We start from the raw sequence: 12,147 nt of genomic DNA, 5'->3' as shown, positions 1-12,147 counted from the left end.
ATCGAACCTCAGTGCCGGGTCACAGCTGCCAGTGCGCCGGAAAATCGTGACAAGGGCAACGGCACGATCAGATGCCCCTCGAAGATCATTCCGGCCCCCTCGATCCTGGCCAGCACCAGGACAAAGGGCAGTGGCCCGTCAGGATCGCGGGTGTACAGGCCTTCGGCATCGATAGTGCCTATCCCGCCCGGGGCCAGGCGCCACTGCACGCCCGAGAGCACCTGGCCATTGAGCGTCGCTTGCAGGCGTAACTGGTCAGGCGTCAGGACTGGATCTTCGACGCAGTCAATGCTCACGCTCGAAGTGGCCAGCAGCACCAGTACCAGCAGGTGTGCCGTGGCGCCGGTCAGGCTGTCGCGCACCTCGATCCGCTCCGGTACATAGGTGCAGCCCGGTCGCTGTTGGTCGGTAGCCTGATAGATGCACGTGCGATTGCTGCCTTCGGGCAGGATCAGACGACCACTGAGCCCCTCGACCGGGTCGAGGATTGTCCATTCAAGGTCACCGTCGCCAAGGACGCCGGCCTGCAATAAGGCCTGCTCGCCCCGATTGCATTCGCTGATCAATGGGTTGACCGTCAGACCCTGACGTACCACGGTCACCAGCGCATCGCTGCGTTGCCCACCGGCCGCCTCGGTGGCGGAAACCCGCAGCCGCTGGAAACGGCCCTGCAAGGCAGCGGCTGTCGGCGCCCGATACAGCCCCTGGGCGTCGATAGTGCCGGCCTCGCCGTCAGGCGGCTGCAGCGAGGCGACGGACCACTGCAGGTCCTGGCTGGCCGGTTGGCAGCTGAATACCTGGGTGCCGCCCGCCACAAGCACAGGTTGTAACGGCTCGACTTGCGGCGCGCCGTGCTGTGCGTCGACACGACCGAAAACGCCGATATCCCGGGGCAGGGCCATTACATCCGTGTGAATGGCCTGCCTGAAATCCAGCGTCATAGTGTTCTTGAACAGGCCCATCAACGAAGCTTCGCACCTGAACCCGGTCTTCAGGGCCTCGGCCAGGCCAGCTTTGATCACCGGTCCCAGCAGCCTGACGATCTGGCGGCCGACGTACCGGGTGAAGACCTGCCAGGCCAGCGCTTCCATGTCCGCCCCGGCTGGCAATGGCGCCATCGGCTGCTGCCGCGCGTCGATGTCGATATGCCAGGCACGCAACTGCAACCGTGCAGGGTCATTTTCATCGGGCGCGTAAAGGGCCGAAAGATGGAAAAAATACTCTTCTTCGATCATGGCGCCAGGCCAATCGTTACGGCTGGCCGAACTGAAACTTACAGCGCTGCCCAAGGTGCTGCTCGAGCCCCACTCAATGCTGACCTGCTGGTCTTCAAGCTGCTCGATACGCAGCGGCGTGCTGCTGTTCGCGGCAAAGGCCAATGCCGGACTGGCGATGCTCGCCGTCATGCCTTCGCCCTTGAAGCTGAATCCGGGCAAGGTCCGGGTGGCGGCCTCGAATGCCAGCACCCCGGCGTTGGCCTGCATTGAACGCCATTGCCCCTGCTGCCCATACTCGACGGTGAAATCGCGACTGTCGATCAACCGGGCGCAGCGTTCGGACACGGTGCCCGGCTGACCGATCTCAACGCCCTTGAGCCGTTGATCGAACAAGAGCGTGGCTGAAAAATCCGCACCTTCGTCATCCGGGATCAGGTAGCGAAACGAAGCCCCCACGCTGCCGCCCTCCTCGTGGCCAGCCAGGCACATGAACAGCAACAGTGCACCGTCGCCATCCGCTGACGCGCTGGGTGCCAGGCTTTGGTCGCGGCGCAACTGACTGCGCAGGCGGTAAGCCTGCAACGGCAGTGGCTGGTCAGGCGACCCGTCAAGTACACCAAGCTGTAGCACGCTCAGGTCCTCGGGCCATTGATCGATCAGTGCCTTGAAGAACTCGCCGGCCCTTTGCTGCTCGACGTCGGTCCCTTCAGGTCCCAGGCGCGGGTTGTCGCTCAGGCGCAGATCCAGGCCCAGCCAGGTTTGCCCCTGAACCTGACCCGGCAGTTGAGCCAGTTGCAGGTCCAGAGACAGCACCGGCCCTTGCAGTGGGTCGAACTCATCGATCCGGGTCACTCGCCAGCGGTCCACGGCTTTTTTCACATTCAGTCGTATTCCACCGATCACCGGCACGCTCAGGCGCGCCCGGCTATCGTCGGCCGTGGCATTCTCGAACGACAAGCGCGGCACACCCAGCGCAATGCCATGCATCAGGTTTTTCGCGCGACTCTCGCTGACAATGACCTCACCGCTGAACGCCGGCCATGGGTTGTCGCTGTCGAGCCTGGCCAGCGCATCACCGGCCAGCAGCAGGTTGACTTTACCGCGGGCGAGCGCCGCGATGGCGTCCCAGCCCCACATCACATTGCTTTCGGGCCCGGCCATCCAGTCCAGCAGGCTTTGGAGTGTATTGGTTGGCATTTGCTTGCCTCCTTGGCATCAGGTGCGGGCACTGTGCGGGCCGTCGTCGAGGGCGCGGGCGAACTCGCTCAGCGGCAGCGGCACGATGATGTACCCGGTGACATAGTCATCATCGGGAATGGGCGCCTTGGCAGACATCAAGGCAAAGCGGGCGGTGCCCGGTTCGCTCACGCGGTACACTCCCTGGGCATCCACGGCGCCCGGCCCCAGCCACAGCTGCCATTCAACCGGGCCGACGAGTTCCTGATCGGTCAGTGCTGTCAGTTGCGCGGTCTGTTCATCGACAACCTGCGCCGTGATTGACAGGGTTACCAGCCACATCAATACCAGGACATGCGCCGAACGCGCCTGCCCGGTAATGGTGTCGCACACCTCGATTTCATCCAGCACGAACAGTTTGCCGCGAACCTTTTTATCAACGGCGCAATAGGTGTGATCGCCGCCTGGAAGTTCGCTCGGAACCACGGTGCCACTTTCGCCGGCCACCGGACTCTTGATCGACCACTGCAGGCTGCCCTCACCCAGCCGCCCGGCCTGTAACTCGACCCGTTCACCCACGCTGCACTCCTGATACAGCGGGTTGATTGTCAGGGCGTTGGTCCCCACGGTGACCAGCGCCGAGCTGCGCTTGCCGCTGGCCGGCTCGCTGGCGGTCACCCGTACACGCTGGAAATGACCGCCTATAGCGTCTGCCGCGGGGGCGCGATAAAGGCCCTGAGGGCTGATACTGCCGGCAGACCGCTGAGGACCGGCCAGTTCGTGGACCGACCATTCGATACCCTGGCTGGCACCGGTCATCTGGAACTGCTGGGTGCCGCCGGCCGGCATCAGCACCTGCGACGGGCTGACGACCAGGGTGGTGGTGAGCGGATTGATGCGCCCGAATACACCGGTATCTCTGGGTCTGCGCAGCTTGAGTGACTCGATGGCATGGCCGAAATTGAGCTTGACGCAGTCCTTGATCATTGCCCCTATGGGAATATTGATACCGAACGCTTGAAGTGCGTCTTTCAGCTTGGGCTCTACCTTGTGCCTGACGACCTTCTCGACTTCAAGCAGCACCTTCCATATGAACAGCAACCACTCGGCCCCCTCGGAAGTGGCCGACGCGTTGGACTCCAGCTGTGTAGAGGTCAGATCAAGGTCCCAATGCACCTCCTTGAAGCTCAGGTCATTGTCGCTTTCGACAAATTCATAGCGTGCCGAGAGCGAAAGGTCATACCGGTATTTATAGACTTTTGTGGGCAGGTCAGGCGGGTTGTTACCGGTAACGTCGAAAGTCAGTACGTAACCCACCTCAGCCGAGGTTTCCCAACTGACATCGAAGTGACCTTGTGCGTCGGCCTGCATGGACAAGGGGCGCGTGCTGTTTGCCAGCAACCGGATACCGGAGCAATAGATCTGGGTCGTGATCATGAAATTCATGAATGGCATCGGGATCAAGGTAGAGCCCGATTCAGCAAAATAAAGCTCACCGTCCTGGGCGACGGCCGAGCGGATAATACCGTCACTGTCATACTGACGCGCAAACGTGCTATTGCCCGTGAGCAGGCTCTGAACAGCCTCGAACAACTTGTCCTCTGCCCCGATCAGTGGCCTTAACCACCGGCGGGACAACACCACGGTGGCCGAAAAATCCTGATCGGCATCATTGGGAATCAGGTAACGAAACGAGGCGCCCACCTGGTCGCCCTCATCGCTGCCCTGCATGCGCACGAACACCAGAAGCGCGCCGTCCAGATCTTGCGCCGAACGCGCATCGGCCGCCGGCTCGCCGGCGCTCTGGGTGCGCAGAGTGAAGCTTTGCGGCCTGAACCCCTGCGCGCCACCGGGCTCGATGCTGCCCAGCACGAACACCCGTTGCTGTGGTGGCAGTTCATTGAACAGGTCCTTGAAGACGTCACCGCTCAAGCGCTGTTCATATTCATCCCCGGAGAGGGTCAACCGAAAGTTGTCACTGTGTTGCAAATCCAGGCGCACACGGTTGTCTTCGCCCACGGTGCCGGGCACTTCTTCAAGGTTGAGCTCCAGCGTCAGCCAGGGGCCTTGCAGCGGATCGGCTTCGCTGATGCTTGTCACATGCCAGAGGTCGAGGTTTTTTCTCAGACCGATCTGCACCCCGCCCAGCACTGCCATTGCCAATTGCGCTCTGGCGTCGTCAAGGTCGGCATGGGTGAAGGACAGGCGCGGCGCATCGAGCTGGTAGTCGTGAATCACCTGCTTGAAACCTGAATCCTCTGCAACCACCTCGGCGGTAATCGCCGGCAGGTAGCTGTCGGCGTCGTACCGGGCCAGGTACTCCTGCATCAGGATCTGGTTGGTCTTGTTGCGCGCCATGACGGCAATCATGTTCCAGCCCCACATCACATTGGTGTCAGGGTCGCGCATCCATTGCAGCAGGCTTTCAAGGGTATGGGTGGCCATTATCGACTTCCTTGTCGGTAGGGGTTCTGCTCAGGGGGTCAGCAGGATGACGGCACTTACAAAGAGCAGATAGGTGTCGCCATCATCGAAGCTGGTTTCGACCCGGACAACAAAGTCGTTATGGAGCTTGAGTGCCTGCAAGCCGCTCAGTGCAAAGATGACCTGCAGTTTTTCTGCCGCGAACTCGGCGTCCGTCACCGGCTCCTCAGCGCCCTGGCGCAGCGGGATGCGCAATGGATTATCGTCGCGCCCCAGCCCGTCGACGCGCACCCTGACCCGTTGTCCGGCGGCCATGAACATCCAGCGTTCCAGGATAAACACGGCACCACCGGGGGGCACCGCCGCCAGCGAGAGCGTGTCCAGGCTCGGCGGCTCGGTCAGCTGGATGGCCGGCCAGCCATGAGTTGGGGCATGAATGGCCAGGTCAAACGCCCTGGACTTGAACGGACCTTCGCCACTGGCCGTCGTCACTTGATAAAAAACCTCCAGCCGCTTGTCCATGTTGGCCGGTATGGCAGCGGGGGGGATGAAATAGCGCCTGGGCTGGCTGGGCATCGGTTCGGTGACAATGATGCTGCCTGTGCCGGCATGCCCCTGCCAATGCATCTGCACCTGGCCGTCAAGCCCCAGTTCGGCCTCATCGGGTATCCGGATGTGCACGCCGGCAGTGACATCATCGGCATACAGATAGCCACGAGGTGGCCCCTCTCCGGAGTCCTCGGCCGTGGCTTGCTCGACGATGGGCGTCGGAAGGTGCAACGGTTTGCTCAGCATGACTGCCAGAACGTCGCCACTTTCTGCGGCGTTCAGGCGGGCGTAGGTGTACCCCAGTTGCATCTGCCGGCCGTTATTGGCCTGCAGCCAGGGATAGTCCAGGGTGAGTTCCAGTACCTGGCTGTCAAGGGTCGAGATGTCCACTTGCAGGGCTTTGACCTGGCCCTGATACAGGTCAAGGGACTGGCGACTGGCAGCGACACTGTCGGCGTACATCACCACCGTATCCCAGACTTGAATGTCCGGATACAGCGGCACCTGCAAGCGCACGCCGTCGGGGAAGGCTTCGGGGTTCAGGGCGCTGTCGTTGAAATCCTTGATGATCAAGGCCGGCAGGCGACTGATCGGTTCCTGAGTCACCACCTCCAGGCGTTGCACCGGACTGAAGCTGGAGGTCGTGGGCACGGCGTAGGCAATGCTGTAACTGACGTCGACGAAGGAGCCTTCGATAATCTCCAGCTCGCTTTTGCTCACCGCCCATTGCAAGGGCTGGCCAAGGTCTTCAGGGACCAGCACTTTGGGCAGCGTCAGCGTGTCGAATGGATCGCCCATGAAATACAGATCCAGCGTGAGCGTCACGGTGTCGCCCGTGGACATGGCGCGGTAAGGCGGCACCACCACTACAGCGTCCCCCTCGATCCAGTCCAGGATGATCTGCAACTGGTGGGATTGCTTGAACTGCGCCACCGCCAACGCCGGGATAACGCCCTGGCGTTCGCGGGTGCCCACATAAAAGAAGCGCCGCAGCGACTCCTCGCCCTGCTGACCGGGCATATCCGTGCTCTCGATGCGATAGGAATAGAACACATAGCCCTGGTCCAGCGCCTGAACGTCCGCATTATCGATGAGCACCTGCACACCGCCGGGACCCGGGTCGCCAATCACGCTGTATTCGATATCGAACACATCGACGACGTTGCCCTGGGCGTCACAGCCGCGCCAGTTGATCCAGAAAGAGCTGTCGGCGATGTCCGGGTGGTAGATGTAGGTCTCCAGGTCAGAGGTGCCCAATTGCACCAGGTCGATCCAGTTTTCCACGGGGTGCAGGGCCGGGACTGATGGCATGGGCAAGACCATGGTGCGCTCCTGTCGACGGCGTGCGGCCGCCGCTCAAGTGGGTGATGCCGGCAGTTGTACGCCCTGTCCAGGCAACCCGGTACTGACAGATTCGCTAGGTTTCAGGCCGATACCAGACAGGTATGGTGGTCGCCAGCCCCGGCTTCGGCCCTTATGTTCCAAGGAAGGTGCAGCCCGATGAGTACGTCAAACTCCGTCCACTCCAATGCGCTCAACTTCGTGGGTTTTGTCGACAACGGCGTCGACCCGCGAACCGGCCAGTACACGGTGTCGATCAACCTGCCCGACATGGCCGCCAACAATCTGCGCGGGCCGGACGTCAAGCTGTCGCTGGCCTTCAACCCGCTCAACAATCAGGACCTGGGCTTCGGCACCGGCTGGGAGCTTGCGCTGACGCAGTACAACCCGCGCAATAACGTGATTGCGCTCAGCACCGGTGAAACCTTCAAGGTCACCGGCACCAGTAGCAGCAGCGACCGGTTGCAGATGAAGGAACAGAAACTCGACAGTTTTCATCTGCATGATCTCAAGGACACCCCGTCCGAGTTCTCTTACCGGGTAGTGCATAAATCCGGCACGGTTGAGTGGCTCAAGCCGCAGGGCAGCACCCAGAACCGCTTGCACGTGCCCGCCAGGATCCAGTCACCGGCCGGGCACTGGGTCGAACTCGTCTACACCACCCATGACGGCCACCCGATGCTCAAGAGCATCAAGGACGCTGACGGAAACATCCTGCTGAGCGTGGAACACACGTCTTCGCAAGTGGCCCTGCTCGTGCAGCCCTACGCCAGCGACGAGCCGCTGGCGCGCTTTGTCATGGTGCTCAGGGATACCCCGCGCCGGGTCGCGCGCATCGAATTGCCCACTGACAACCAGGCCTCCTGGCGCTTCGAATACGCGATGATCCGTAACCACCTGTGTATCGTCAAAGTCCAGACCCCGACCGGTGCCCATGAATCGGTGTCCTATGGCGACAACGGCGATGCCGGGCATGCTTTCCCTTCAGGCAGCGGGCGCACTGCGTTGCCACGGGTGACCCGCCATGTGCTCGATCCGGGCTCGGGCCAGGCGCCGGTGGATGTGCGCTACCGCTATCAGCTGTCACATGGCAACACCAACTTTCTCGGGGCCGGCCTGAACATTACCTGGGCCGACGACGGACTGGACAATCTCTACAAATACATCGGCGACTATGCGTACCAGAGCGTCGAGAGCCTTTACATCGAAGGCGCGCCGGTACGGCGCATCGAGCGCACGTTCAATCAGTTCCACTTGCAGACCTTGCAGACCACGATCCAGGGCAATGCCGTCTACAGCACCGAAACCACCTATCACCTGCTGCAAAACGTGGCCTACGACAAGCAGCCCAGCATCTGCCAGATCCCCCGCACCGTCACCACGCGCTGGCGCCTCGCCAACGATCCGACCCTCATACGCAGTGAGACCGTGGAAACCACCTTCGACGTGCATGGCAACCTGTTGACCCAGCGCCAGCCCGATGGGGTGCTGGAAACCAGCACCTGGTACCCGGCCGACGGCGCCGAGGACGGCTGCCCGCCGGACCCTGAAGGGTTCGTGCGCCATTTGAAGTCCAGGACCGTGACCCCGGCGCCTGCCGCGACGGCGGCACCGGTGCTGTGCAGCCGTTATCGCTACCTGGCCCTGCCCGCCCTGGCAGGCAGCGGGCTGGCCGACTTCGTCACCCGCGAGAGCGAAACCCTGGTGCAGCTCGACCTTGATGATGAAACCGAACAGCAACTGCACTACACGCACTTCAGCTACCTCAATGCGCCAGGCAACCCCTTCGAGCATGGGCGCATCAGCCGCACCACCGAGACGCTCAACGGGTTTTCTACCTTTACCGACAGCCTCTGGCGCACGCTGGAGCAACCGCTGCTCGGCATCCCGGTGGTCGAGTCGAGCGAAACCATCAGCAGCGATTTCGATACCAGCGCCAGGACCGTGGTCCGCCAGCACTCGTCATGGACCGGCCAGGAGGTCAGCACGCAGATCGACGACGTGCAGAACCTGTATCGCTACGACAGCCTGGGGCGGTTGGTCGAGGAAGTGGTCGCCGCGCAAACCGCTTACCAGGCCCGGCGCACCTACACCTACCAGCTTTGCGCCCAGGCCGGCGACCAGGCCGGGCAACGCGTGTGGGACGCCCGCCAGGTCATGACCCATACCCTGCTCGACGGCCTGGGCCGGGCCATTCTCGAAGAGCGTGATCACGTCGACAGCGCCAACCCCGCGGCCACGCATCTGTTGATGCAGGCGAGCCATGATGCCTGGGGTCATCTGAGCCAGCAGACCGACTACGACTGGCTCGACGGCCAACCCCTGGCGCTGACCCGCCATTACGACTATGACATGTGGGGCGAGCGCTGCTGTGAGACCGGCCCGGACGGCGTCGGGCATTATCTGCAAACCGACCCGATCGGCACCCCCGAATCGAGCGTGCCGGTGCAGCGCAGCTGGTTGCAGGGCCCGGGGGAAAACGGCCTGGTCAGCGAGCTGAGCGAAACCTGGCTGAACCTGTTCGGCAAGCCGGACCGCATCCGCAGCCTGGCCGCCGATGGCCGTGAAACCAGTGCCCGGCACTTCATCTATGACGGGCTGGGGCGCTGTGTCGAGCAGCATGACGAACTGAACCGCATGACGCGTTTCGAGTACGACCCGTGGTCGCGCCTGATCGAGACGCAGCTGCCTGACAACACCCGGGTGCAACGCCGCTACGCCGCCCATAGCACCGCAGATCTCCCCACCGAAGTGCTGGTCGGCGATGCTTCCGGAACCTTCGTCACGGTCGGCACGCAGCGTTTCGACGCCCTGCAACGCCTGACCGAGTCCAGCGTAGGGCCGCGCACAGACCAGTATTTCTACGAACCCGGCCGGCGCCAGGCCTGTCAACGCCTCACCGCGGGCGGCGCCACCCTGGACTATGAATACAACCTGCAGCTGACCGACGAGCCGACGCTCATCCATGCCCGGCGCGAAGACGACGCCCTGCAGGCCGGATTCACCTATGACCCGGTCAGTGCACGCCTCACCCATGTCGGCAACGAGCTAGGTCAGCGCGAATACGACTACAACCTCGACAACCAGTTGACCGGTGAGCACTGGGTCGACAGCAACGGCACGCGCTGGTCGAGTTCGTTTGTGACCTCGCTGCAGGGCCGGCCACTGCGCCGCACCGAACTCATCCAGGGGGCCGGCTCAGGCCTGGAAACCCATCATGAATACGACCGGCTAGGCCGGCTTGAACACCTCGAGCAAGGTAACCTGCGCACCACGCTGGAATACAACACCCTGGGGCAAATCCTGCGCACCACCACCCGCGATCTGGCGGCCGGTACGGTCCTGGTACTGGAGCAGGCCTATGACGCGCACGGCCGCGAGACCTGCCGGACCGTGGACATGACCGGGCAACCCCGGCAAACCGTGGAGCAGCGCTGGCAGGCGGACGGCCTGTTGCTCAGCCGCTGCTGGCGTCAGGACACCCTCACCGTGCTGGACGAAACATTCGAATACGATTCACGCGGGCGCCTGGGTAGCCACACCTGCACCGGTGAGCAATTGCCCCGGGATGACCTGGGCCGGGCCTATACCCAGCAGATATTCACCTTCGATGCCCTGGACAATCTCAAGACGGTGCGCACCAACTTTACACCGGGCAGCACGCCGGCCGTTGAACTCGCCCAGTACGTGTACGACGCTGTCGTGCCCTGCCAGTTGAACGAGATCAGGTACACGCCGGCGCGGGCATCTGGCTACCCGACCTTCCGCTACGATGCCGACGGCAACCAGCTCAATGACCGGCTGGGCCGCCAACTGCACTATGACCTGCAAGGCCGGTTAACAGCAGTCGAACACCCGGACGGGCAGGCAGTGGCCGCTTATGGCTACGATGGCCACAATCATCTGGTCAATGCCACCCAGGGCGCCGAGGCGCCAACGCTGCGCTTCTATCAGGATGACGCCCTCAGTTGTGCGGTCAGGCAAGGCATTGCCAGCCAATGGCTGCACGGCCCCCAGGGCGTGCTGGGGCAGCAGCAGAGCCACGACCCGGACCAGACCCTGCTGGCGCTGACCGATGCCAACGGCAACCTGCGCGCCGAATATCAACAGGGTGATGAGCGCCGCGCGGTGTACAGCGCCTACGGCCAGCGACACAGCGACGAGCCGCTGCTGAGCCTGAGCGGCTACAACGGCGAGATGCTCGACAGCGCCACGGGCTGGTACCTGCTGGGCAAGGGCTACCGGGCCTACGACCCGGCACTGATGCGCTTTCACAGCCCCGACAGCCTGAGCCCGTTTGGCAGCGGCGGCCTGAACCCCTACACCTACTGCCTGGGCAACCCCATCGCCCTGCACGACCCCACAGGCCACTTCGCTTCGAGCACCAGTAGCCGTACGCGCATCCGCCACGATGACGTGGGGCCGGAAGAGTCGAGAGGCTCAGGCGGCTTTCCCTGGCTGATCGCGGCCATTGGTGCCGTGACCATCGCATTATCGGTGGCCGCCACGGTCGTGACACTGGGTGCAGCCTTTCCGGCGACAGCGGCCTCGATTGCCGGCACCACCTCGGCAGTGGGTGCCAGTGCAGCGGCTACAGCAGGTTCGGTAGCGGGAGCAACGGCAGGCACCATGACTGCCGCCAGCATCGCCGCCGCTGCAAACGCAGCAGGCGTGGGCGCCGGCGTTGCTGCCGGGGCCGGTACAGCGGCAACGGTAGGGTCCACGGCGGCGATCATAAATGCCAGTATTTCAAGTACCTCTACTGCCTTGACCGCCACCACGACAATCGCCAGAACGCTGGGCAGCCATGCAGCGTGGGTAAGACTTGCAGAATATGTCGACTTAGCGCTGATGCCTATGGATGTCATGGGGGGTATCACAGCGAGCCGTGCGGCAGTCCGGGCAGCCAAGCACGGTACCAGCAGCACTTCTTCATTACTGTCCACAGGACCTGTTCTGCAAAGCCTCAGGCCTAAACCAGCTAATGCGCTCCGTCAAAGACCTATATATCTGCCTGATGCACCTGCTCGTCGAACCAGCGCCTCATCAATCTCCGATGAGCTTCCTAACTCCCTGCCGGTAAGTCGCAGGTCATCAGTAGCCGAAAGCGCTGCAGGTTCGACAGGCTCCGCACATCCAGCCATTCCAGAAAATCCGGCAGAGGCGGTACCCAACCAGACCGTTCGTGGGCCCGACTTTAATGCTTACAGGGGCTGGGCAGAAAAACGGTTTTAATCAAGTCAGGGCCAAACACCTGCAACCCGGCATTGCCGACAACGGGTCAAGATCACCTGAGTATCAACGCCATAGGGATACTCAGGTGACCTGCCTGGTTAAAATTTACGATCAAAAACACCTGTAATAATGTCGCTATTACATATAGGAAAAATCCTACAGAACCTGCTGCCACTCTCCCCTCTTTTGCGCGTATCACAATGCT

General features: G+C 62.4%; 4 protein-coding genes. 1 reads left to right on the top strand and 3 read right to left on the bottom strand.

The window, feature by feature from the left end; genetic code table 11:
• Window positions 1-8: 8 nt before the first annotated feature.
• The 3 genes from ASF84_RS08795 to ASF84_RS08785 are packed head-to-tail and all read right to left on the bottom strand — an operon-like array spanning window position 9 to window position 6,689.
• Entirely contained in the window at window positions 9-2,414 is a 2,406-nt protein-coding gene (locus tag ASF84_RS08795) for a hypothetical protein (protein ID WP_056837293.1), read from the bottom strand.
• Between the two features lie 18 nt (window positions 2,415-2,432).
• Window positions 2,433-4,838, bottom strand: coding sequence for a hypothetical protein (locus ASF84_RS08790; RefSeq protein ID WP_056837291.1), 2,406 nt, complete (start codon window positions 4,836-4,838; stop codon window positions 2,433-2,435).
• Between the two features lie 30 nt (window positions 4,839-4,868).
• Complete coding sequence (locus ASF84_RS08785) at window positions 4,869-6,689, bottom strand: hypothetical protein (protein ID WP_056837290.1); 1,821 nt, start codon at window positions 6,687-6,689, stop codon at window positions 4,869-4,871.
• A gap of 177 nt (window positions 6,690-6,866) precedes the next feature.
• Between ASF84_RS08785 and ASF84_RS08780 the strand changes: the two genes are divergently transcribed.
• Window positions 6,867-11,942, top strand: coding sequence for an RHS repeat domain-containing protein (locus ASF84_RS08780; RefSeq protein ID WP_056837289.1), 5,076 nt, complete (start codon window positions 6,867-6,869; stop codon window positions 11,940-11,942).
• Window positions 11,943-12,147 lie beyond the last annotated feature (205 nt).

Origin of the sequence: Pseudomonas sp. Leaf127 (assembly GCF_001423155.1) — a bacterium.
GTDB classification, from domain to species: domain Bacteria; phylum Pseudomonadota; class Gammaproteobacteria; order Pseudomonadales; family Pseudomonadaceae; genus Aquipseudomonas; species Aquipseudomonas ovata.
This window is presented reverse-complemented; position numbering and strand designations above follow the sequence as displayed.

Excerpts from the sequence above, each read along its gene's own strand:
- ASF84_RS08790 (WP_056837291.1), bottom strand. The coding sequence starts at position 4,838 with ATGGCCACCCATACCCTTGAAAGCCTGCTGCAATGGATGCGCGACCCT.
- ASF84_RS08780 (WP_056837289.1), top strand. The coding sequence starts at position 6,867 with ATGAGTACGTCAAACTCCGTCCACTCCAATGCGCTCAACTTCGTGGGT.
- ASF84_RS08785 (WP_056837290.1), bottom strand. The coding sequence starts at position 6,689 with ATGGTCTTGCCCATGCCATCAGTCCCGGCCCTGCACCCCGTGGAAAAC.
- ASF84_RS08795 (WP_056837293.1), bottom strand. The coding sequence starts at position 2,414 with ATGCCAACCAATACACTCCAAAGCCTGCTGGACTGGATGGCCGGGCCC.